General features: G+C 44.4%; 21 protein-coding genes. 17 read left to right on the forward strand and 4 right to left on the reverse strand.

Features of this window, described 5'->3' with window-relative positions; all coding sequences use genetic code 11:
* The 14 genes from dnaA (at position 1) to IGJ42_RS00070 (ending at position 16,276) form a co-directional block, all read left to right on the forward strand.
* Entirely contained in the window at positions 1-1,338 is a 1,338-nt protein-coding gene (dnaA, locus tag IGJ42_RS00005; RefSeq protein WP_005232925.1) for a chromosomal replication initiator protein DnaA, read from the forward strand.
* Between the two features lie 159 nt (positions 1,339-1,497).
* The gene (gene dnaN / locus IGJ42_RS00010) at positions 1,498-2,628 is read left to right on the forward strand and encodes a DNA polymerase III subunit beta (RefSeq protein WP_194187794.1); all 1,131 of its coding nucleotides are present in this window, start codon (positions 1,498-1,500) and stop codon (positions 2,626-2,628) included.
* 222 nt (positions 2,629-2,850) lie between these two features.
* Complete coding sequence (gene yaaA / locus IGJ42_RS00015; protein ID WP_008376781.1) at positions 2,851-3,090, forward strand: S4 domain-containing protein YaaA; 240 nt, start codon at positions 2,851-2,853, stop codon at positions 3,088-3,090.
* Positions 3,077-4,189 carry a DNA replication/repair protein RecF gene (recF, locus tag IGJ42_RS00020; RefSeq protein ID WP_005232923.1) on the forward strand — a complete coding sequence of 371 codons (1,113 nt, stop codon included), beginning with the start codon at positions 3,077-3,079 and terminating at the stop codon, positions 4,187-4,189. The genes yaaA and recF overlap by 14 nt, the downstream gene beginning before the upstream one ends.
* A 5-nt stretch (positions 4,190-4,194) precedes the next feature.
* On the forward strand, positions 4,195-6,144 hold the full coding sequence (gene gyrB, locus IGJ42_RS00025; RefSeq protein WP_005232922.1) for a DNA topoisomerase (ATP-hydrolyzing) subunit B: 1,950 nt from the start codon (positions 4,195-4,197) through the stop codon (positions 6,142-6,144).
* 23 nt (positions 6,145-6,167) lie between these two features.
* Entirely contained in the window at positions 6,168-8,693 is a 2,526-nt protein-coding gene (gene gyrA / locus IGJ42_RS00030) for a DNA gyrase subunit A (protein WP_005232921.1), read from the forward strand.
* A gap of 263 nt (positions 8,694-8,956) precedes the next feature.
* Positions 8,957-9,256, forward strand: coding sequence for a 30S ribosomal protein S6 (rpsF, locus tag IGJ42_RS00035; RefSeq protein WP_005226363.1), 300 nt, complete (start codon positions 8,957-8,959; stop codon positions 9,254-9,256).
* A gap of 43 nt (positions 9,257-9,299) precedes the next feature.
* Positions 9,300-9,824 carry a single-stranded DNA-binding protein gene (ssb, locus tag IGJ42_RS00040; RefSeq protein ID WP_005232920.1) on the forward strand — a complete coding sequence of 175 codons (525 nt, stop codon included), beginning with the start codon at positions 9,300-9,302 and terminating at the stop codon, positions 9,822-9,824.
* A gap of 23 nt (positions 9,825-9,847) precedes the next feature.
* Positions 9,848-10,084: a 30S ribosomal protein S18 gene (rpsR, locus tag IGJ42_RS00045; RefSeq protein ID WP_005226367.1), complete on the forward strand. Its 237-nt coding sequence runs from the start codon at positions 9,848-9,850 to the stop codon at positions 10,082-10,084.
* A 239-nt stretch (positions 10,085-10,323) separates the two neighbouring features.
* A complete protein-coding gene (locus IGJ42_RS00050) occupies positions 10,324-11,772 on the forward strand; it encodes a DHH family phosphoesterase (RefSeq protein ID WP_005232918.1) in 1,449 nt (482 codons plus the stop codon).
* A 15-nt stretch (positions 11,773-11,787) separates the two neighbouring features.
* Positions 11,788-12,240: a 50S ribosomal protein L9 gene (gene rplI, locus IGJ42_RS00055; protein ID WP_005226371.1), complete on the forward strand. Its 453-nt coding sequence runs from the start codon at positions 11,788-11,790 to the stop codon at positions 12,238-12,240.
* Positions 12,241-12,348: 108 nt separating this feature from the next.
* Entirely contained in the window at positions 12,349-13,719 is a 1,371-nt protein-coding gene (dnaB, locus tag IGJ42_RS00060; protein WP_005226374.1) for a replicative DNA helicase, read from the forward strand.
* Positions 13,720-13,967: 248 nt separating this feature from the next.
* The gene (locus IGJ42_RS00065; RefSeq protein WP_005232916.1) at positions 13,968-15,260 is read left to right on the forward strand and encodes an adenylosuccinate synthase; all 1,293 of its coding nucleotides are present in this window, start codon (positions 13,968-13,970) and stop codon (positions 15,258-15,260) included.
* A gap of 140 nt (positions 15,261-15,400) precedes the next feature.
* Positions 15,401-16,276, forward strand: coding sequence for a DegV family protein (locus IGJ42_RS00070; protein WP_016611673.1), 876 nt, complete (start codon positions 15,401-15,403; stop codon positions 16,274-16,276).
* A gap of 99 nt (positions 16,277-16,375) precedes the next feature.
* On the opposite strand, the gene IGJ42_RS00075 is transcribed toward IGJ42_RS00070, so the two are convergent.
* The gene (locus tag IGJ42_RS00075; protein ID WP_005226380.1) at positions 16,376-17,998 is read right to left on the reverse strand and encodes an ABC-F family ATP-binding cassette domain-containing protein; all 1,623 of its coding nucleotides are present in this window, start codon (positions 17,996-17,998) and stop codon (positions 16,376-16,378) included.
* A 208-nt stretch (positions 17,999-18,206) separates the two neighbouring features.
* Between IGJ42_RS00075 and IGJ42_RS00080 the strand changes: the two genes are divergently transcribed.
* A complete protein-coding gene (locus tag IGJ42_RS00080; protein WP_005232914.1) occupies positions 18,207-19,025 on the forward strand; it encodes a ZIP family metal transporter in 819 nt (272 codons plus the stop codon).
* Positions 19,026-19,082: 57 nt separating this feature from the next.
* Here the strand turns inward: IGJ42_RS00080 and IGJ42_RS00085 are convergent, their stop codons facing one another.
* A complete protein-coding gene (locus tag IGJ42_RS00085; protein WP_008376766.1) occupies positions 19,083-19,286 on the reverse strand; it encodes a hypothetical protein in 204 nt (67 codons plus the stop codon).
* 151 nt (positions 19,287-19,437) lie between these two features.
* Between IGJ42_RS00085 and IGJ42_RS00090 the strand changes: the two genes are divergently transcribed.
* Complete coding sequence (locus tag IGJ42_RS00090) at positions 19,438-19,839, forward strand: DUF4809 family protein (protein ID WP_086316721.1); 402 nt, start codon at positions 19,438-19,440, stop codon at positions 19,837-19,839.
* 106 nt (positions 19,840-19,945) lie between these two features.
* On the opposite strand, the gene IGJ42_RS00095 is transcribed toward IGJ42_RS00090, so the two are convergent.
* Together IGJ42_RS00095 and proB are read right to left on the reverse strand one after the other, a co-directional pair.
* Positions 19,946-21,190: a glutamate-5-semialdehyde dehydrogenase gene (locus IGJ42_RS00095; protein ID WP_061053519.1), complete on the reverse strand. Its 1,245-nt coding sequence runs from the start codon at positions 21,188-21,190 to the stop codon at positions 19,946-19,948.
* Positions 21,187-22,002, reverse strand: coding sequence for a glutamate 5-kinase (gene proB, locus IGJ42_RS00100; protein ID WP_034872095.1), 816 nt, complete (start codon positions 22,000-22,002; stop codon positions 21,187-21,189). The genes IGJ42_RS00095 and proB overlap by 4 nt, the downstream gene beginning before the upstream one ends.
* A 188-nt stretch (positions 22,003-22,190) precedes the next feature.
* On the opposite strand from proB, the gene IGJ42_RS00105 reads away from it, so the two are divergent.
* A complete protein-coding gene (locus tag IGJ42_RS00105) occupies positions 22,191-22,700 on the forward strand; it encodes a dUTP diphosphatase (protein ID WP_005232909.1) in 510 nt (169 codons plus the stop codon).
* Positions 22,701-22,742 lie beyond the last annotated feature (42 nt).

Here is a 22,742-nt window from a genome sequence, read left to right on the forward strand (position 1 = left end):
ATGCCATCTGCTGATTCTATTTGGCAAGATCTTCAACGTTCCTTTAAAGAAGAGCTGAATCCGGCCAGTTATAGTGCTTGGATCGAGACTGCCAATGTCTTGTCGTTTGAAAAAAATCAGCTGCTGATCGAAGTACCCAGCGATCTTCATAAATCTTATTGGGAAAAAAATCTAGCTGCCAAAATTGTTGAAATGGGATTTATGAAAACTGGTGAAGAATTGATTCCTAGTTTTGTGACTGTCGAAGAAGCAGAAGCTTTAAAAACAGCCCCTTCTACTATTCAAACAGCTGCAAAAGAAAACGAGCGGCCGCCGAAATCGATCTTAAATGAAAAATACACATTTGATACCTTTGTCATCGGGAAAGGCAATCAGATGGCCCACGCTGCTGCTTTAGTTGTTGCAGAAGATCCTGGGTCTATTTATAATCCGCTGTTCTTCTATGGTGGCGTTGGTTTAGGGAAAACCCACTTGATGCATGCGATCGGTCATCAAATGTTGCTGAAACGTCCCAATGCCAAAATCAAGTATGTTAGTAGTGAAAATTTCACCAATGATTTCATTACTTCTATTCAAAAGAACAAAATGGAAGATTTTCGAAACGAATACCGCAATGTTGATCTTTTGCTAGTGGATGATATTCAATTCTTAGTCAATAAAGAAGGAACCCAAGAAGAATTCTTTAATACCTTCGAAGAACTGTATCGCAATAATAAACAGATCGTCCTCACAAGTGATCGTTTGCCAAATGAGATCCCGACTTTACCAGAACGTTTGGTTTCCCGTTTTGCTTGGGGCTTGTCCGTTGATATCACCCCGCCGGATCTAGAGACGCGGACTGCGATTTTGCGGAAAAAAGCCGAAGCCGAACGCTTGGAGATCCCCGACGATACGCTAAGTTATATCGCTGGACAGATCGATTCAAATATCCGGGAACTTGAAGGAGCACTCGTGCGGGTGCAAGCTTTTGCTACGATGCAAAACTCAGACATTACAACGAGCTTGGCAGCTGAAGCCATCAAAGCCTTGAAATCAAGCCATGGCTCGACCCAAGTTTCGATTTTGCAGATCCAAGAAGAAGTCGCAAAATACTATCACATTCATGTCAATGATCTAAAAGGGAAAAAACGGGTCAAAGGCATCGTTGTCCCACGGCAGATCGCGATGTATCTCTCTCGAGAATTGACCGATAGTTCTTTACCAAAAATCGGCGGCGAATTTGGTGGCAAAGACCATACCACGGTCATTCATGCCCATGAAAAAATTCAGCATTTAGTCGAAACAGATCCCACGATCAAAAATGAAATCGCTGAAATCAAACAAATCCTCTTCAGCTGATCTGTGGATAAGAAAAGAAGAACCAAAAAAGTTGTCCACAAGTTATTCACAGGCATTTTCGTTAGTCTAATCACTCTTTTCTCGAGTTATCCACATTACTAACAAGCCTATTACTACTATTACTTTTATTTAATAACTATAAATTAAAGGAGTATCGCTATGAAGCTAACTTTAAACCGAACAGAGTTCATGCAAGAATTACAAACTGTCCAACGGGCGATTTCAACCAAAACCACCATCCCGATCTTAACCGGAGTAAAATTGTCCCTTTCAGAAAAAGGATTGACCATGACTGGGAGCAATGCCGATATTTCCATTGAAACTTTTTTAAGTGTGGAAAACGAAAAAGCGCAAATGCAAATCGAAAAAACAGGAGCAATCGTTTTACAAGCACGTTTCTTCAGCGAAATCGTTCGTCGTTTGCCTGAAAGTACCTTAACGTTAGAAGTTTTAGACAATAATCAAGTAGCGATCACTTCTGGAAAAGCCAACTTTACCGTCAACGGCTTGGATGCCGATAGTTATCCACATTTACCAGTTGTCGAAAGTCAAGATTCGATCGTGATTCCAGCGCACGTGTTGAATAAGGTTGTTAGTGAAACGGTCTTTGCGGTTTCGCAACACGAAAGCCGTCCAATCTTAACTGGGGTCCACTTTGTCTTAGAAAATCAAAAATTATTAGCTGTTGCAACGGACTCACACCGTTTGAGCCAACGGGTGATTCCCTTGGAAAGCGGGGAAACAGCCTTCAATATCGTGATTCCCGGCAAAAGCCTAACGGAACTTTCTCGTTCCTTAACGGATGAAGAAGAAGCGATCCAAATCAGCATTATGGATAACCAAGTGTTGTTCCAAACGAAAACTATGAAATTCTATTCTCGTTTATTGGAAGGAACTTACCCAGATACCAACCGTCTGATCCCTTCAAGCTTCAATACTGAAATTGAATTTTCTGTGCCAGAATTGTTACAGGCTATCGAACGGGCGTCATTGCTTTCCCATGAAGGCCGAAACAACATCGTTCGTTTGGCGATCTCCGAGGAAGCTGTTGTCTTATATGGAAACTCACCAGAAATCGGGAAAGTGGAAGAAGACCTTTCTTTTGAAAAAGTGACCGGCGACCCATTAGAGATCTCTTTCAATCCTGATTATATGAAAGCTGCACTACGAGCATTTGGTGACACCAGCATCGTGATCCGCTTTATCTCAGCGATCCGTCCCTTTACGTTGGAGCCAACAGAGAGCAAAGGCAGCTTTATCCAGCTGATTACACCGGTGCGCACCAACTAGTTTTTCATGTCTTTTGAAAAAAGTTGAAACAATCATCTGAAAATGAATAAATGAGTTAAAAGGGCTTAAAATCGTTTTTAAGCCCTTTTTTCTATTTTGGCTTCTTTTTTGTCTAAAAGCAGTAAGTCTTCTGAGAATGAAAAATATGCCGATGAATTTGTTTTCTTGGCAAAAAAAGAGTATAATAGAGCTAAACGCTCTTTGATAGAATTGAGGGGAATTATGAAAATGCAAATACCGTTAGAAACGGAATATATGACACTTGGACAAATGCTCAAAGAAGTCAGTGTGATCAGCAGCGGCGGCCAAGCGAAATGGTACCTTGCAGAGCACACCGTTTTTGTCGACGGCGAGCCGGAAAATCGACGAGGGCGCAAATTGTATGCGGGAATGCGTGTTGAGCTACCTGATGAAGGTACTTTTTTTATGGTGAAGAAGGAAGACGCAGATGCGGCTGAATGAGTTGCATTTAAGCAATTATCGGAACTATGATTCGCTGACACTGACTTTTGAGAAAGGTCTGGTCATTTTTTTAGGCGAAAATGCGCAAGGAAAAACCAATATTTTAGAAAGTATCTATGTATTGGCGATGACCAAAAGCCACCGCACCTCCAGCGAGCAAGAACTTATCCGTTGGGACACGGAAGGTGCGCGGATCTCTGGCAGTGTCAGTCGGGGACGCTCAACGATCCCGTTAGAACTGTTTTTGTCAAAAAAAGGACGAAAAACGAAAGTAAACCACATTGAGCAAAAAAAGCTCAGTAGTTACATAGGGCAGCTGAATGTCATTTTATTTGCTCCAGAAGACCTCTCCCTTGTAAAAGGAAGTCCCCAAGTCCGCCGCAAATTTCTCGATATGGAAATTGGGCAGATCGATCCAATTTATCTCTATGATCTCGTTCAATACCAATCCGTTTTGAAACAGCGCAATCAATACTTAAAACAGCTGAATGAAAAAAAACAGACCGATGAGATCTATTTAGATGTTTTGACGGAACAGCTGGTGGCTTTCGGCAGTAAAATCATTTTAGCCAGACAACGGTTTGTTCAGCGCTTGGCGTATTGGGCAAATCAGCTGCACCAAAAGATCAGCCAAGGAAAAGAAACCTTGCAGATCGACTATTTATCAAATGTGCCCGGTGAGGCGACCTCGCTGGAGGAGATCCAACAGCAATTTGTCAAAGCCTTGGCACAAGTCAAAGACCGTGAACGATTTCGGCAAGTCACGTTGGCAGGCCCCCATCGAGACGATCTGGATTTTTTGATCAATGAGAAAAATGTTCAGACCTTTGGTTCGCAAGGACAGCAGCGAACAACGGCCCTAAGTGTCAAATTGGCAGAAATCGATTTGATGAAAGAAGAAACAGGGGAATATCCCGTCCTTTTATTAGATGATGTCATGAGTGAGCTGGATGATTCCCGACAACTGCATTTATTGGAAACCATTGAAGGAAAAGTTCAGACCTTTCTGACAACAACGACATTAGAACATGTAAAAGACAAAATGTCTGTGGAAGCAGAGATTTTTTATGTAGAGCAAGGACATATTAAAGGAGAATAGACTGAATGACAGAAGAAGAAAAAAGCTTAGTTGAACGTGCGAAAGCCTATGATGCCAGTCAGATCCAAGTGCTGGAAGGACTAGAAGCCGTCCGCAAACGACCTGGGATGTACATTGGTTCTACCAGTTCAGAAGGTTTGCACCACTTAGTATGGGAAATCGTCGATAACTCGATCGACGAAGCACTAGCAGGCTTTGCCTCAAGTATTCAAGTGATCATTGAACCAGATAATAGTATTACGGTCGTCGATGACGGTCGGGGGATCCCCGTTGATATCCAAGCCAAGACAGGCCGTCCAGCGGTAGAAACCGTCTTTACGATCCTGCATGCCGGCGGGAAATTTGGCGGCGGCGGCTACAAGGTTTCCGGCGGACTTCATGGGGTAGGTTCCTCCGTCGTTAATGCGTTGTCCACGACTTTAGACGTAAAAGTCTATAAAGAAGGCAAAGTGTATTATCAAGAATACCATCGTGGAGCAGTCGTTGATGACTTAAAAGTGATCGATGAAACCGACCGCCATGGAACGACCGTCCACTTTGTTCCAGATCCAGAGATCTTTACGGAAACAACGGAATTCAATTTTGATAAATTAGCGACGCGGGTTCGGGAATTAGCCTTCTTGAACCGTGGTTTAAAAATCTCGATCGAAGACAAACGGGAAGAAAAACCCGTTTTGAAAGAATATCATTACGACGGCGGGATCAAGAGCTATGTGGAGCATTTGAATGCGAGTAAAACAGTGATTTTCCCAGATCCGATCTATTTAGAAGGAGAACAACAAGGAATCACGGTTGAAGTCTCCATGCAATATACCGATAGCTACCATAGCAACCTGCTAAGTTTTGCCAACAACATCCATACCTATGAAGGCGGAACCCATGAATTCGGGTTTAAGACTGCCTTGACCCGGGTGATCAATGATTACGCCCGCAAGTCAAAATTGATGAAAGAAAACGACGAAAACCTGACCGGAGAAGATGTTCGGGAAGGCTTGACGGCGGTTATCTCCATCAAGCATCCAGATCCTCAGTTTGAGGGACAAACGAAAACCAAATTAGGAAATTCCGAAGTGCGGACAGTCACCGATCGTCTCTTTTCCGAACATTTCACGAAATTCTTGATGGAAAACCCGAATGTGGGTCGTCAAGTCGTGGAAAAAGGACTTTTGGCATCAAAAGCCCGTCAAGCAGCCAAACGTGCCCGGGAAATGACTCGCCGAAAAGGTGCGTTAGAAATCAGTAACTTACCTGGGAAATTAGCCGACTGTTCCAGTAATGATCCAGAAAAATGCGAATTGTTTATCGTCGAAGGAGATTCTGCCGGCGGTTCAGCAAAACAAGGCCGCAGTCGGGAATTCCAAGCGATCTTACCGATCCGCGGGAAGATTTTAAATGTCGAAAAAGCCAGCATGGACAAAATCTTAGCAAACGAAGAGATCCGTTCATTGTTTACGGCAATGGGTACCGGGTTTGGTGCTGATTTTGATGTAGCAAAAGCCCGTTACCACAAGCTAGTCATCATGACCGATGCCGATGTCGATGGTGCCCATATCCGGACCCTACTCTTGACGCTGTTCTATCGTTATATGCGTCCCATCGTTGAAGCCGGTTATGTCTATATCGCACAACCGCCATTGTACGGTGTCAAACAAGGGAAAAATATCCATTATATCCAACCCGGCAAGAATGCCGAACAAGATTTGAAAAATACGATTGAATCACTACCTGCGACACCAAAACCAACAGTTCAACGATACAAAGGTCTAGGGGAAATGGATGACCACCAGTTATGGGAAACCACGATGGATCCTGACAATCGGATGATGCTGCGGGTCAGCGTAGATGATGCCATTGAAGCCGATCAAATTTTTGAAATGCTGATGGGGGATCGCGTCGAACCAAGACGGGCCTTTATCGAAGAAAACGCGCACTACGTGAAAAATCTTGACATCTAGCCAATCGTAGAGGAGGAAACAGCTTGAGTGAAGAAGCAAAACAAAATATTCATGACGTCAATCTGACCAGTGAAATGCGCGAGTCCTTTATCGATTATGCAATGAGTGTAATTGTTGCTAGGGCTTTACCAGATGTGCGGGATGGCTTAAAGCCGGTTCACCGCCGAATTTTATATGGAATGAATGAATTAGGGGTCACACCAGACAAGCCCCATAAAAAATCAGCCCGGATCGTCGGCGATGTCATGGGGAAATACCATCCCCATGGTGACAGTGCGATCTATGAATCAATGGTGCGGATGGCACAGCCCTTCAGCTATCGCTACATGTTAGTCGATGGCCACGGAAACTTTGGCTCAGTCGATGGTGACGGTGCCGCTGCGATGCGGTATACCGAAGCCCGCATGAGCAAACTGGCGATGGAGATGCTGCGGGACATCAACAAAGATACTGTTGATTTCCAAAGCAATTATGATGATACAGAACGAGAACCAGCGGTATTACCAGCACGCTTCCCGAACCTTTTGGTCAACGGCACGACGGGGATCGCTGTTGGGATGGCGACCAATATCCCGCCTCATAACTTGAATGAAGTTATTGCAGCCATCGATCTATTGATGGAAAATCCAGAAGTCACGACAAGTGAATTGATGGAAGTCCTGCCGGGACCAGATTTCCCAACCGGCGGGATCGTCATGGGAAAATCCGGTATTCGCCGTGCCTATGAAACAGGGAAAGGTTCGATCACTGTTCGCGGAAAAGTCGAAGTGACTGAAATGCCCAACGGTAAAGAACGGATCTTAGTGACTGAATTGCCGTATATGGTCAATAAAGCGAAGTTGATCGAGCGGATCTCTGAGCTGCACCGTGACAAACGGATCGAAGGAATCACCGATCTGCGGGATGAATCGTCTCGTGAAGGCATGCGGATCGTTATCGACGTTCGTCGCGACGTCAGTGCGTCGGTGATCTTAAACAATCTCTACAAAATGACTGCACTGCAATCTTCTTTTGGCTTTAATATGTTAGCCATTGAAAAAGGCGTGCCGAAGATTTTGAGTTTGAAACGAATTTTAGAAAATTACATCGAGCATCAACAAGAAGTGGTAACTCGTCGGACACAGTTTGATAAAAACAAAGCAGAAGCCCGTGCCCACATCTTAGAAGGGTTACGGATCGCATTGGATCATATCGATGAGATCATTGCTTTGATCCGGGCATCAAATTCTGATGATGAAGCAAAAAATAGCATGATGGAGCGCTTCAAATTGTCCGATCGCCAAGCGCAAGCAATTTTAGATATGCGTTTGCGTCGCTTGACCGGTTTGGAACGCGACAAGATCGAAAACGAGTACCAAGGTTTGTTAGAATTTATCGCTGATTTGACAGACATTTTAGCAAATCCACAACGAGTCCTAGAGATCATCCAAACGGAGTTGCAAGAATTAGGCCAACGCTTTGGCGATGATCGCCGGACTGAATTATTGGTTGGGGAAGTCTTAAGTCTTGAAGATGAAGACTTGATCGAAGAAGAAGAAATCGTCATTACTTTGACGAACAATGGATACATCAAACGAGTAGCTAAGTCTGAATTCCGTGCACAACGTCGCGGCGGACGTGGCGTTCAAGGAATGGGGATCCACGATGAAGACTTCGTGAAGACGTTGATTTCTTGTTCGACTCACGACACATTACTGTTCTTCACCAATAAAGGGAAAGTTTACAAAGCCAAAGGCTATGAAATTCCTGAGTATGGTCGGGCAGCCAAAGGGATCCCTGTGATCAATCTGCTAGGGATCGATTCTAGCGAACGGATCGAAGCGATCATTTCGGCTTCTGGTGGGCCTCAAGAAGGACGCTACTTGTTCTTCACGACGCGTCTAGGTGTGGTCAAACGGACCTCAGTGACGGCCTTTTCAAATATCCGTGCCAATGGTCTGATTGCGATCGGTCTTCGGGAAAATGATGAGTTGGTTAACGTGATCGAAACCCATGGCGAAGATGTCGTGATCATCGGCACCCACGATGGCTACTCTGTGACTTTCAAAGAAGCCCTTGTGCGGGATATGGGCCGAACAGCTGCTGGTGTGAGAGGCATTCGTCTAAGAGATGGAGACTACGTCGTAGGTGCCGCTGTGATCACAGAAGACAGTGAAGTCTTGGTCATCACTGAGAACGGCTATGGCAAACGCACCAAAGGCTCTGAATACCCAATCAAAGGTCGTGGCGGAAAAGGGATCAAAACAGCCAACATTACGGCGAAAAACGGTCCATTAGCCGGCTTGACGACGGTCAGCGGTGAGGAAGACATCATGGTGATCACCAATAAAGGCGTCTTGATTCGTTTCAATGTAGCGACTGTTTCCCAAACTGGTCGGGCAACCTTAGGGGTTCGTTTGATGAAGATGGAAAACAATGCCAAAGTAGTGACGATGGCAACGGTTGAACCGGAAGTCGAAGAAGAACTAACGACTGCCGAAGAAACAGCGGTACAAGACGTGCCAGTTGTGGAAGAAACAACGGAAGACACCACGGATACACAAGAATAAGCAATACATTTTCTAGGAAGACAGCAACCTGCGAACCTGCAGCTTGCTGTCTTTTTACTCTTTTTCAAAAAATCGGCAGCAGCTGACGTATTTATCAGTGTAAGCGATTGTTTGCAGTGATGGGTAGATGCATGGACGCAAAAAAATAGCTTGCAGTAGGGACGAAAAAAGTGTATAATAATTATTTGTGAGTAGTCTAATTAGACCACTCTCTCTGCTCCTAGAAAACTAGGGGCCAAAGTCCACAGGGAGGTGAAAAATCAATGGAAAACACGAAATATGAGATCTTATATATCATTCGTCCAAACATTGATGAAGAAGCAAAAGCCGCATTGATCGCTCGTTTTGACTCAATCTTAACTGATAACGGCGCTGAAGTTATCGAATCAAAAGATTGGCAAAAACGCCGTCTAGCGTATGAAATGGATGGATTCCGTGAGGGTATCTATCACATCGTTAAAGTTTCTTCTTCAACAACTGCAAGTGCAATCAACGAGTTTGACCGTCTTGCGAAAATCAATGATGACATTATCCGTCACATGATTGTCAAAGAAGAAGCATAATATTGTTTCACATGAAACAAAAGCGATGAGGAGATGATGAACTTTGATTAATAATGTTGTACTAGTAGGAAGACTAACCAAAGATCCTGATTTACGTTACACTTCTAATGGCACTGGTGTCGCAACCTTTACCTTGGCGGTAAATCGCAATTTTACCAACCAAAGTGGAGAGCGCGAAGCTGATTTCATCAACTGTGTTATTTGGAGAAAACCAGCGGAAACATTAGCAAACTATGCACGCAAAGGAACTTTATTAGGGGTTACTGGACGTATTCAAACCCGTTCATACGACAACCAACAAGGCCAACGTGTTTATGTAACAGAAGTCGTTGCTGACAACTTCCAATTATTAGAATCGCGAAATGCTTCCGAGCAAAGACGCACAACTGATAGCGGATCTGGCAGCAGCAATACGTATAACTCAAATAGTTCTTCTGGATTTGGTAACAATAACTCAAATCAAACTCAATCCTCTCAACCATCAGGAATGCCTAATTTTGATCGAGACAACTCCGATCCATTCGGAAACTCATCAATCGACATTTCAGACGATGATTTACCATTCTAAGAAATTGATAGGAGGGAAATAGGATGGCACAACAAAGAAGAGGCGGACGCAAACGTCGTAAAGTAGACTACATTGCTGCAAACCATATTGAACATATCGATTATAAAGATATTGAATTACTAAAACGTTTCATTTCAGAACGCGGTAAAATTTTACCACGTCGTGTAACTGGTACTGGTGCGAAAAACCAACGCAAACTTACCATTGCAATCAAACGTGCGCGTATTATGGGATTACTTCCATTCGTAGGCGAAGAATAAATCGAATGATTTTCATTGACAAGTTTCTTTTGAAGCTTGTCAATTTTTTTATCTACTGAAGAAATACTTGTTATTTTATATACAGATAGAATAACGAGTGACAGAAATTTTCCCATGATTATCTCACCAAAAAAGTTTCACGTGGAACTTTTTGCATCAATCGCCTATTTGATTGTTTTGTGGTAAAATAAGGAACAAAGCTTCAAAAAAATGGGATGATACATTGAGGGGTAAAAAAGATGGCAGCAATTGGGTTGATTTCAATTGATAATTACGATGATTTGATTGAGAAAAAAGACGACAAACAAGTTTCTTATTTGAACTCGCTGATCACGACACTGATTTCTGATTGGGCAAGTGAGAATCATGTTTTTTACAAACGAATCAATTCCGAGCGGTTTCTTTTCGTCGCGAAGTATTCAGATATTGAGCGGATGAAGGAAGAGAAATTCCAATTTTTGACTAGAGTACGGCAAGTTGCGGAAAAAAATGATCTGGCATTAACGATCAGTATGGGAATCTCCTATGGGGAAGAGTCTTTTGAAGAGATTGGTGAAGTGGCACAAAACAATCTCGACATTGCGTTAGTTCGTGGCGGCGATCAAGTCGTTTTAAAAGAAGCCAAAGAAGAAGCAAAACCGCAATTCTTTGGCGGTAATACGGATGGTACGCCGAAGAGAACGCGTGTTCGTTCTCGTGCCATGAGTACGGCGTTGAGAAAGATTTTTGCTGAAAACCAGCGGATCTTTATCATGGGACATCGTTACCCGGACATGGATGCTTTAGGTTCGGCTTTTGGGGTGGCTTACATGGCGATGATGAGCGACAAAGAATGCTACATCATTTTAAATCCGAAAGAGATCACCGCCGACATTCAGCGGGCATTGGAAGAATTGAAAAAATACCCCGAGCTGGAACGATTTGTGATCACTGGGGAAGAAGCAGTCAATTTATCAAATGAAGAAAGTGTCTTAGTGATGGTAGATTACCATAAGCCGTCGATGTCGATCTCGCAAGCGGTCTATGATGAATTTGACAAAATCGCAGTGATCGATCACCATCGTCGCGGGGATGAGTTTCCCGATAAGCCATTATTGACGTATATTGAATCTTCCGCGTCTTCAGCATCGGAACTGGTAGCAGAATTGATCCAGTATCGCGCTTCTCGCAGATCGCAAGTCCCTAAATTTATTACGACTTCTTTATTAGCGGGAATCTACGTGGATACGAAGAACTTCACGGTGCGAACCACTGGTCGGACCTTTGATATTGCTGGCTATTTGAAAAATCAAGGCGCAGATACGTCATTGGTTCAATACATGTTGAGTACGGATTTAGATTCCTATTTGATGATCAGTGAACTGGTTTCTCGCAGCCAGCATTTCCGAGAAGATATCGTGATTGCTGCAGCGGATGAAGATCGGGTGTACGATAGTGTCACCGTTGCAAAAGCGGCCGATACTCTGCTATCGATCAATGGGATCCATGCCGCGTTTGTCATTACTAAACAGCCAGGAGATTTGATCGGTATCAGTGCTAGAAGTACCGGAAAAGTCAATGTACAAACCTTGATGGAGGCATTAGGCGGCGGCGGACATTTTACCAACGCAGCCACGCAAATAAAAAACAGCAGCATTGGCGATGTAGAAAACCAGTTGCGAGCGGAATTAACGAAAAATGAACAATAACAAGGAGTGACCAAGATGAAAGTTATTTTCTTACAAGATGTCAAAGGCAAAGGCAAAAAAGGCGATATCAAGGAAGTCCCTAATGGCTACGCACAAAACTTCCTGATCAAAAACAACTTAGCCAAACCTGCCAACAATGAAAGCATGGCAGAATTAAAAGGCAAACAAAAAGCCAAAGAAAAACAAGATGCGGAAGTCTTAGCAGAAGCGAAAGAGTTAAAAGCACTTCTTGAAAAAGAAGAAACCGTCGTGAAGATCAATGCCAAAGCAGGGGAAGATGGCCGCTTGTTCGGTTCGATCCCATCAAAACAAATTGCCGATGCTTTGAACAAGCAATACAAAATCAAAATCGATAAACGCAAAATCGAATTGGATCAGCCGATTCGTGCATTAGGGTTTACGCAAGTACCTGTAAAATTGCACCCACAAGTAACAGCAACGATCAATGTTCATACCATTCAAGAATAAGTATTACTCCCAACAGTCACATGTTGGGGTTTTTTTCGGCAAACGTCCAAGCAATCTTGTACTTTGGATGGGAATCTTGTAGAATGAATGGACGAAGGAGCGAATGGCATGAATGAAGTTTGGCAAAATCAAGTTCCCCCACAAGATATTGAAGCGGAACAAGCGGTCCTAGGGGCAGTCTTTTTAGATGCCGATGCGATCATCGATGCAATGGAAGTAATCGCCCCAGAAGATTTTTATCGCCGCAGCCATCAAATAATTTTTCAAGCAATGATCCAGTTGAACGACCGTAGTGAATCGATCGACTTGATCACGTTGAAAGCAGAAATTGAAAAAAGCAATAGTCTTGAAGATGTTGGCGGTCTGACGTATCTGACTGAATTGAGTCAAGCTTCACCATCAGCAGCAAGTATTGCTTATTATGCGAAGATCGTTGACGACAAAGCCACGCTGCGCAATCTAATCCAAACAGCGAGCCGTATCGTAACCAAAGGCTTTGAACAAGATGAAGATGTGCAGTCGATCATTGATCAAGCAGAAAAAAGTATTTTAGAAGTATCCGAAAAGCGCAACAGTAATGGCTTCCAATCGATAGCGGAAGTCTTGAATCGGACGATCGAAACGATCGATCAATTGGCGCAAAACAATGAAGAAATCACCGGATTACCTACGGGTTATGCGGCTTTAGACAAAATGACGGCGGGGCTGCAAAAAGAAGAGCTGATTATTCTCGCTGCCCGCCCCGCGGTAGGGAAAACCGCATTTGCCTTGAATATCGCACAAAATGTCGGAACGAAAACCGATCGTTCCGTGGCGATCTTTAGTCTGGAAATGGGGGCTGAATCATTGGTTAACCGGATGCTTTGTGCGGAAGGCTCGATTGAGGCCAGTCACTTGCGGACGGGGCAGCTCTCAGAAGAAGAGTGGCGGAATTTGATCGTTGCCATGGGCAGTCTTTCTAACGCTAATATCTATATCGATGATACCCCCGGGATCAAGATCTCTGAGATTCGGGCACGTTGTCGGAAACTCGCGCAAGAAAAAGGCAATCTCGGCTTGATATTGATCGACTATTTGCAGTTGATTGAAGGAACGGGTCGCGAAAACCGCCAACAAGAAGTCTCTGAGATCTCTCGCCAATTAAAGAAACTGGCGAAGGAATTGAAAGTGCCGGTGATTGCACTGTCTCAGCTTTCTCGGGGTGTGGAACAGCGACAAGACAAACGTCCTGTTTTAAGTGATATCCGGGAATCAGGGTCGATCGAGCAGGATGCCGATATCGTTGCTTTCTTGTACCGAGATGACTACTACCGCAGTGAAGGCGACGATGACGATGAACCAGAAGAACAACAAAACAACAATGTGATCGAAGTCATTATTGAGAAAAACCGGAGTGGTGCCCGGGGGACGGTCGAACTTCTATTCATCAAAGAATACAATAAATTCTCCTCGGTCTCGCCACGAGAAGAGTTCGGGTAAGACAACTAGCTATCTGAGAAACACTAGCTCTTGCTACCATCTGCATCGCGCTGATGGTAGTAGGGCTTTTTTTATGTGCCGACTTTATTCGTTTTTACGTGTATAAATAATTAATCCAAAGAAAATAGTTCGTTTTTTACCCCTGAAAAATGAGAATTTAAAACGATTATTCGATTTTAGATTGAAAGAGCTTGCGAATCTTGTTACAATACTTAAGGAATGCACTAATTAAAGAAAGAGGTCATTATATGTCATCTGTAGTAGTAGTAGGTACACAATGGGGCGATGAAGGTAAAGGAAAGATTACGGACTTTTTGAGTGAAAACGCGGAAGTCATTGCACGTTATCAAGGTGGAGACAATGCCGGCCATACGATTAAATTTGACGGTGTGACCTATAAACTGCATTTGATTCCTTCAGGGATCTTTTATGCAGATAAAATCAGTGTCATTGGAAACGGGGTCGTTGTGAACCCGAAATCATTAGTTAAAGAATTAGCATACTTGAAAGAAAACAATATAATAACAGAAAACTTAAAGATCTCTGATCGTGCCCATGTTATTTTACCTTACCATATCCATTTGGATCAACTGCAAGAAGATGCCAAAGGTGACAACAAAATCGGTACGACGATCAAAGGGATCGGACCAGCCTACATGGATAAAGCGGCCAGAGTCGGCATTCGGATCGCTGATCTTTTAGACAAGGAAATTTTTGAAGAACGTCTACGCATCAACTTAGAAGAAAAAAATCGTCAATTCGTGAAAATGTTCGATGCAGAACCAATTGCCTTTGAAGACATTTTTGAAGAGTATTACGAATATGGCCAACAAATCAAAAAATATGTGACGGATACTTCGGTGATCCTTAACGATGCCTTAGATGAAGGCAAACGGGTTTTATTTGAAGGGGCACAAGGCGTGATGCTGGATATCGACCAAGGAACCTATCCTTTCGTAACGTCATCCAACCCCGTTGCTGGAGGTGTCACTATCGGTAGTGGTGTGGGCCCTTCAAAAATCAACAAAGTCGTTGGTGTCTGCAAAGCTTACACCTCTCGGGTAGGCGATGGTCCTTTCCCAACGGAACTGTTTGATGAAACAGGTGAACAAATTCGTAAGATCGGTCGTGAATACGGAACAACGACAGGACGTCCTCGCCGTGTGGGCTGGTTTGATACCGTCGTGATGCGCCATTCAAAACGGGTCTCAGGGATTACGAACCTATCCCTTAACTCGATCGATGTCTTGAGCGGTTTAGAAACCGTGAAAATCTGTACCGCTTATGAACTAGACGGCGAATTGATCTATCATTACCCAGCAAGCTTGAAAGAGTTGAACCGCTGCAAACCAGTCTACGAAGAACTTCCTGGTTGGTCTGAAGACATTACTGGCTGCAAAACATTGGCGGATCTGCCAGAAAATGCACGCAATTACGTGCATCGCATCTCTGAATTGGTCGGTGTCCGCATTTCGACCTTCTCGGTAGGACCAGACCGCAGCCAAACCAACATCTTAGAAAGTGTTTGGGCGCAAATTTAACCTGACGCGAAAGCATCAGAACAAGACAAAGAACTCCTGTGTCAAAAGCAGTCAACGATAAGTTTGGCTGCTTTTGATGAGAATTTCTTCTGTCTTGTTCTTTTTTTGCTATAATAGGGGGTAACGAGAGGGGTGAAACCATGTTTCAAATCATGACAGATTCCTGCTGTGATTTACCAGCAGCAAGATTAGCGGAGCTAGATGTCGCCTATATTCCAATGCTGATTGAATTAGATGGCAAAGAATATATCGATGATATGGGCAAAGAATTTGATACGGAATGGTTTTTAGGAAAACTAAAAGAGCATGCGCAACCGACGACTTCTCAAATCAATGTCGGACGTTATATGGAATATTTTCGGCCATATGTCGAAGCGGGCACACCGGTCCTTTATTTAGGTTTTTCTTCAGGAATGAGCGGCTCATTCCAAAGTGCCGTCCAAGCCGTAGCCTTACTAAAAGAAGAATACAAAGAAGTCGCGATCACCTTGATCGATACGCGCTCTGCTAGTTTAGGCGAAGGCTTCTTAGTTGCTGAAGCAGCCCAACAAAAAGCCCAAGGGCGTTCGTTGCTGGAAGTCAGCCAATGGGTAGAAGAAAATAAACTGCGTTTAGATTCATGGGTCACCGTCGATGATTTAAAACAATTGGAACGCGGCGGCAGAATCTCTAAAACAGCCGCAGCGATCGGTGGATTGTTGAATGTGAAACCAATCATTACCGTAGATACCGCGGGAAAATTACGCAGTGTTGATCGAGTGCGGGGACGCAACAAAGCGATCCAAAAAATCGTGGATCAAACCATCGCCAATCTTCACGAATCAAAAACCAATACGGTTTATTTTGCCAATGCTGGCGATGCCGAAGCAGCGGAGAAAGTCATCAAGCGTTTGACCGAAAAAGTTCCTGACATTATTATTCATCATTATCCATTAGGTCCAACGATCTCCAGTCATACCGGCTACGGCTGCTTGGCGCTGTTTTCATTCGGCAAAGCCCGTTTAGAACAAGCGTAACCTGCCCAACATGCCCGAAGTATTAGACAAAATAAAAAGAACGCTCCAGTTGCCTGCCACCAAGGCTGCAACTGGAGCGTTCTTTTTTGTAGAAGCAGATTATTGATTCATTTCTGCTACGCGTTTTTGGACATCTTTATTTTCTAAGAATTCATCGTAGGTCGTTTCGGCACGATCCACCACGCCTTTGCTAGAGACCGCAATGATACGGTTCGCAAGGGTTTGAATAAATTGGTGGTCATGAGAAGCAAACAACAATGAGCCGGTGAAGGCCATCAAACCATCGTTTAATGCGGTGATCGATTCTAAGTCCAAGTGATTGGTTGGATCATCCAACACCAATACGTTGGCTTTTGAAAGCATCATTTTCGACAACATACAGCGAACTTTTTCGCCCCCGGAAAGAACGTTGACGGGTTTTAATACTTCATCACCAGAGAATAACATGCGACCTAGGAAGCTGCGCAAGAAGGTATTGTCGTCTTCTTCTTTGCTTGCGTATTGACGCAGCCAATCAACGATCGGGGTATCCGTATCGAATTCGCTGGTCGTATCTTTTGGCAAGTAGGCATGCTGCGTGGTGACGCCCCAACGAACACTACCTGTATCAGGAGTGATTTCCCCCATGATGACTTTGAATAGCGTCGTGGTGGTGATATCGCTATTGGCAACAAAAGCGACTTTGTCGTCTTTATTCAAGGTGAAAGAGATATTGTCTAAAATCTTTTTGCCGTCGATCGTCACACTGACATTGTCGACTTGCAGCAAGTCATTCCCGATTTCACGTTCTGGTTTAAAACCAACAAACGGATAACGGCGGGACGAAGGTTGAATATCATCAAGGGTGATTTTATCCAACATTTTTTTCCGAGACGTTGCTTGTTTGGATTTTGATGCATTGGCACTAAAGCGTGCGATAAAGTCTTGCAGTTCTTTGATCTGTTCTTCTTTTTTGGCATTTGATTGTGATTGTAATTTCGCCGCTAATTGGCTTGATTCCAACCAGAAATCATAGTTGCCGACAAACAATTTGATTTTGCCGAAGTCTAGATCGGCCATATGGGTACAAACTTTATTTAAGAAGTGGCGGTCATGGGAAACAACGATGACAGTGTTGTCAAAGTTGATTAGAAACTCTTCTAACCAGTTGATAGATTGGATATCCAATCCGTTGGTAGGCTCATCTAGGAGCAAGACGTCTGGCTTACCGAAAAGGGCTTGTGCGAGCAAGACTTTTACCCGTTGACCAGCAGTTAGATCTTTCATCAAGACATGATGCAATTCATCGGGAATGTTCAGGCCTTGCAAAAGAACGGCTGCTTCTGGCTCTGCTTCCCAACCATCAAGTTCCGCAAATTCGCCTTCTAGTTCGGCGGCACGAATCCCATCTTCATCAGAAAAGTCTTCCTTCATGTAGATCGCGTCTTTTTCTTTCATCACTTCGTAGAGACGTTTATGGCCCATGATGACCGTTTCGATCACTGGAAACTCTTCGTAATCATAGTGGTTCTGTTTCAAGACAGCCATCCGTTCATCAGGACCTAAAGAAACGTTCCCGGTCGAAGGTTGGATCTCACCAGATAAAATTTTTAAAAAAGTTGATTTACCAGCACCATTTGCACCAATCAAACCATAACAATTACCAGGCGTAAACTTAATATTAACATCATCAAACAGTTTGCGGTCTGAAAAATGCAAACTTACATCACTTACTGTAATCAATTCTTTTCCTCACTTTATATAAATTGACATGGAGTCTCCTAGCATTATAGCGATGAATGTTGAAACTTTCAAGTAAAGCCGCGGATTTCGTCAGGAAAGGCATAGGCCTGGTGAAAGAAAAATTATGGCTGCTGCTGCCTTCCTAGTAGAACCTGACGGCTTCCTATGCTAGAGTATTGGTAGAATAGTTAGACAAAGGAGCAGACGAATGGTGGATTGGTTGGTTGGATTGTCGCCATGGCAGCAAGCGCTGGCGGGGACGATCTTTACGTATGGTATGACGGCGCTTGGGGCAGCGCTAGTCTTTTTCTTCAAAGAAATCAATAAAAATGTCCTGAACACGATGCTGGGGTTTGCCTCTGGAGTGATGATCGCCGCTAGTTTCTGGTCGTTATTAGATCCTGCGATCGCACGAGCCGAAGAAAATGGCGACATTCCGTGGCTGGTGGTCAGTATCGGGTTTGGTTTGGGCGGTTTGTTTCTTTATGCAGCAGATAAGACACTCCCACATATGCATTTTGGTCCGAATCATGAAACAGAAGGATTGCCTAGTCATTTGAAGCGAACGATCTTGCTGGTTTTTTCCATCACACTACATAATATCCCGGAAGGCTTGGCGGTAGGGGTAGCGTTTGGGGCGGCGGCTAGTGCTGATGATCCGCGAGCTGCGATCTTAGCAGCACTTTCGGTGGCAATCGGGATCGGGATCCAGAATTTTCCAGAAGGCGCAGCCGTTTCGATCCCCTTGCGCCAAGAAGGGTTAAGCCGAACCAAAGCCTTTATGTATGGGCAAGCATCTGGGATCGTTGAACCGATCGCGGGTGTGATCGGGGCTTTGTTGGTAACGAGTATGTCCGCTGTCTTGCCGTATGCGTTGGCTTTTGCAGCGGGTGCTATGATTTATGTGGTGGTGGAAGAATTGATTCCAGAAGCGCAGCAAACCTTGACGAGTCGCCGCCATTTTGCGGTTTTTGGCGTCATGTTAGGCTTTATCTTAATGATGGTTCTAGATGTCGCATTAGGCTGATGGATAGAAAAAACCACCTGACTGTTGGAAAGTCAGGTGGTTTTGGTTTTCCTGCAATTAACGATAATATTTTCTTGGTTTTTGGCGAATCGAGGTTAACCAGCGAACAATCAAAACGGCCAGCAGTAAAGGAATCCCGAAACGGAAGATCAATCCGATCAACCCACCAACAATGCCTAATACGACAGATAAAACAAGAGATGCTGCGATTAAAACTGCCACGACAGTAACGATTCTTCCTAATAAACTTTCTGTATTCATAGCGACTCCTCCTAGACTTTTTTTCTTATCCTTAGCATAGCAAGAAGGAAGAAGAAACACATCCAACTTAAGGCGGAATAATTGCTCCGCCGTGGGCCATAGGTTTTGTGATAAACTAAACATGAAGTATTCATGAAAGGAGGCGAAACGAATGAACGTAGAAATCCTCACGAGCCAAGTCATCACAGAAGGAGGGTGCAATGCCTGTTTGCCTTATGAACTCAATACCTTCACGCTGCAGCTGCCAGATGGTCGTAGTTTTTCGTTAGAAAACTTGGATGTTGCATCCTTGGTGATGCCCATCGCTCAAATCAATCAGTGGCAGACTCGCTTATTATTGGAAGAAGACGAAGGGCTGATCTATCGCAAAGGAACACAAGAAGTGATTTTTGTAGAAGGCAGCCGCCAGGATACGTTTTCCAGCAAAGGACAGACGATTGCTTGTCCGAAAAAGAGTTGTGAAGCAGACGTTTTTGCCACAACCAATCGGGTGCTGACAGAATTGTTTGGCATCGACCCGCTTTCCTTCGTTTTGCGGGCTGCACAAGCATAAGAAGACGCAAAAACAACCCCTTGCACGGGTGTACCGACCTCCAAAAGTTCGCTTTTGATCGAACTTTTTGGGGGACACTACAGCAGGGGGCTGTTTTTGCATATCGTTACTTACGGATCTGTCCTTCGCCATAAATAATGTATTTGGTGGAAGTCAGTGCTTCTAACCCCATTGGCCCACGGGCATGTAGTTTTTGCGTCGAGATGCCGATCTCGGCACCAAAGCCAAACATAAAGCCATCCGTGAAACGGGTCGAGGCATTGACGTAAACCGCCGCCGCATCAACTTCTTTCAAGAAGCGTTGGGAAGCGAAATAATCATCAGTGATGATCGCTTCGGAGTGCTTCGTATTGTAGCGATTGATGTGGGCAATGGCTTCTTCTAGCGAAGCCACCACTTTGATCGCTAAGATATAGTCTAAAAACTCGGTTGCCCAGTCCTCTTCAGTGGCAAGCTGTGCATTGTTTAAAAACGCCAATGCTTTTTCATCTCCTCGCAATTCGACTTGATTGGCAAATTGCTGTTCTACCATTGGCAAAAATTCCGCTGCCACTGCTTCATGGACGAGGATCGTTTCGATGGCATTGCAGACAGAAGGGCGTTGCGTTTTTGCATTCGTAACGATCGCCAGTGCCATCGGCAGCTGGGCGGCTTGATCGATGTAGATATGATTGTTGCCGGTGCCGGTTTCGATCACTGGTACTGTGGCGGTCTCTTTGACGCGACGAATCAAGCCGGCGCCCCCACGGGGGATCAAAACATCCAAGTAATCCGTCAGACGCATTAGTTCAGCCGCTGTTTCGTGGCTCGTGTCTTCGATAAACTGGATCGCATGGCGGGAGTGTCCATTGGCAGCTAATGCCTCTTGTAAAATAGTCACGAGGACTTGATTGGAGTGGAAGGCTTCTTTTCCACCACGCAAAATCACGGCATTTCCTGATTTGAAACACAGACTAGCGGCGTCAGTGGTGACATTAGGACGAGCTTCGTAGATGATGCCGATGACCCCTAAGGGCACCCGCTGTTGACCAATCAAAAGATCGTCAGCATTGCGCCACATTTTATCCACGGCACCGATTGGATCGGGCAATTGGGCGACTTCTCGGATGCCGTTAGCCATCTCTGTGATCCGTTGTTCTGTCAGCAACAGTCGATCCAGCATCGTTTGGCTGGTTCCTTTGGCTTTTGCGGCAGCTAGGTCTTGTTGATTAGCAGCTAAAATCGTCTCAGTAGCTTTTTCTAAAGCATCGGCCATCGCTACCAGTAGGTGATTTTTTTCACTGGCACTCAGTAAGCTTAATGTCTGGGCGCTTGCTTGAGCTTGTTGACCGATCGTTTGCAAGTTGCTCATTGCTCATCCTCCGTTCGTTGATAAAAGTGGGTGCCGACAGGTTCCCCTGCGAGCAAGTCAAAAATAATTTTCGGCTGCTTGCCGTTAGCGAGCAGCATGTGACTGTTCACGTCTAAGATGCGTTGGGCGGCTTTTAGTTTACTGGTCATACCGCCGGTTCCATAAGGACTGCCTTTTCCCGTAGCTTGTTCTAAAAGTTCCGGGGTGATTTCATTGATCTCGGAATACAAAACGGCATCAGGATCATTCAGCGGATTGGCGGAATAAAAGCCATCGATATCAGAAAGCATGATCAAAAGCTCGGCTTTCGTCAACTGAGCGACGATCGCTGACAACTGGTCATTGTCGCCAAATTTGGTGAGATGGTCCAATTCATCTACTGCCACCGTGTCGTTTTCATTAATGATCGGGATGATCCCCATCGTAAGTAGTTGCTCTAAGGTGTTGCTAACGTTTTGACGGCTTTGGGGAAATTCGATGATGTCTCTGGTCAGCAGAATTTGTGCAGTCTGCTGGCTATAGCTTTGAAAACGCTGGTTGTAGATCGTCATCAGTTCCGATTGGCCAACGGCGGCCACGGCTTGCTGCTGTGGAATCTCCACGGGTCGTTCTTTCAAATTTAACTTGTTCATGCCAACACCGATCGCCCCGGAAGAAACTAAGATGATTTCTTTGCCTTGGTTTTGCAAAGCTGCTAAGACAAAGGCTAATTCATCGATGCCAGCTAGATTGATGGCACCATTGGGATAAATCAACGAGCTGGTGCCGATTTTTACAACGATTCGGTTTTTGTTTGAAAGATCTGCGCGCATATGCCACCGCCTATTTTTTGATATTTTTTCTATTGTACTCGCAAACGGGCGTTTCGTCATGCTCTTTTTTCTTTTTGAGCTATTTTAAACGAAGAAATTGTAAAGACTTTTCGATAATTGTGTTTTCCATGAAGAAAATAGTTCTTCCTATGCTAAAATAGCTATATGTTTTATTATTGGAGGAACCCATGAAATTACGAGGATTTGAAATTATTACATCATATAAAGAAAAAAGCATCACCTTGCCTCAACGTGCCACCCATCATGCGGCTGGTTATGACTTTGAAGCCGCGGAAGAAATCGTGGTGCCAAGCATTTGGAAAGCGGGCGTGATCGATGGGGTCAAAGCGCTTTTTGCGAAAGAGACCGCAAAACAGTTGAAGCCAACCTTGATTCCCACTGGGATCAAAGCCTATATGGGGGAAGACGAGTATTTGCAGCTGACAAATCGTTCCAGCAATCCTTTGAAACGTTTCTTAGTCTTGACGAATGGTGTCGGCGTCATCGACAGCGATTACTATGACAATCCAGATAATGAAGGGCATATTATGTTCCAGTTTACTAATTTCGGCCCCACAGATGTCGTCATTAAAAAAGGCGAGCGGATCGGCCAAGGAATTTTCTTGCCGTTCTTAAAAGCTGATCAAGATACAACCACTGCCAGCCGAACCGGCGGCTTTGGCTCCTCGAATCAGTAAATCCTGCCTGGGGGTCTGTTTGATAGAAGTAGTGGAGGAGAT

The sequence above is a fragment of the Enterococcus sp. DIV1067f genome, from assembly GCF_050543505.1.
In the GTDB taxonomy this organism is placed as follows: Bacteria; Bacillota; Bacilli; order Lactobacillales; family Enterococcaceae; genus Enterococcus_D; species Enterococcus_D entomosocium.

Bases quoted from the DNA above. Each gene is read 5' to 3' on its own strand.
- dnaA (WP_005232925.1), top strand. From the start codon at position 1: ATGCCATCTGCTGATTCTATTTGGCAAGATCTTCAACGTTCCTTTAAA.
- proB (WP_034872095.1), bottom strand. From the start codon at position 22,002: ATGCGCGCAGATCTTTCAAACAAAAACCGAATCGTTGTAAAAATCGGC.
- recF (WP_005232923.1), top strand. From the start codon at position 3,077: ATGCGGCTGAATGAGTTGCATTTAAGCAATTATCGGAACTATGATTCG.
- IGJ42_RS00070 (WP_016611673.1), top strand. From the start codon at position 15,401: ATGTTTCAAATCATGACAGATTCCTGCTGTGATTTACCAGCAGCAAGA.
- dnaB (WP_005226374.1), top strand. From the start codon at position 12,349: ATGAATGAAGTTTGGCAAAATCAAGTTCCCCCACAAGATATTGAAGCG.
- IGJ42_RS00085 (WP_008376766.1), bottom strand. From the start codon at position 19,286: ATGAATACAGAAAGTTTATTAGGAAGAATCGTTACTGTCGTGGCAGTT.
- yaaA (WP_008376781.1), top strand. From the start codon at position 2,851: ATGAAAATGCAAATACCGTTAGAAACGGAATATATGACACTTGGACAA.
- rpsR (WP_005226367.1), top strand. From the start codon at position 9,848: ATGGCACAACAAAGAAGAGGCGGACGCAAACGTCGTAAAGTAGACTAC.
- IGJ42_RS00080 (WP_005232914.1), top strand. From the start codon at position 18,207: ATGGTGGATTGGTTGGTTGGATTGTCGCCATGGCAGCAAGCGCTGGCG.
- IGJ42_RS00090 (WP_086316721.1), top strand. From the start codon at position 19,438: ATGAACGTAGAAATCCTCACGAGCCAAGTCATCACAGAAGGAGGGTGC.
- rplI (WP_005226371.1), top strand. From the start codon at position 11,788: ATGAAAGTTATTTTCTTACAAGATGTCAAAGGCAAAGGCAAAAAAGGC.
- dnaN (WP_194187794.1), top strand. From the start codon at position 1,498: ATGAAGCTAACTTTAAACCGAACAGAGTTCATGCAAGAATTACAAACT.
- rpsF (WP_005226363.1), top strand. From the start codon at position 8,957: ATGGAAAACACGAAATATGAGATCTTATATATCATTCGTCCAAACATT.
- IGJ42_RS00095 (WP_061053519.1), bottom strand. From the start codon at position 21,190: ATGAGCAACTTGCAAACGATCGGTCAACAAGCTCAAGCAAGCGCCCAG.
- IGJ42_RS00065 (WP_005232916.1), top strand. From the start codon at position 13,968: ATGTCATCTGTAGTAGTAGTAGGTACACAATGGGGCGATGAAGGTAAA.
- gyrB (WP_005232922.1), top strand. From the start codon at position 4,195: ATGACAGAAGAAGAAAAAAGCTTAGTTGAACGTGCGAAAGCCTATGAT.
- IGJ42_RS00105 (WP_005232909.1), top strand. From the start codon at position 22,191: ATGAAATTACGAGGATTTGAAATTATTACATCATATAAAGAAAAAAGC.
- IGJ42_RS00050 (WP_005232918.1), top strand. From the start codon at position 10,324: ATGGCAGCAATTGGGTTGATTTCAATTGATAATTACGATGATTTGATT.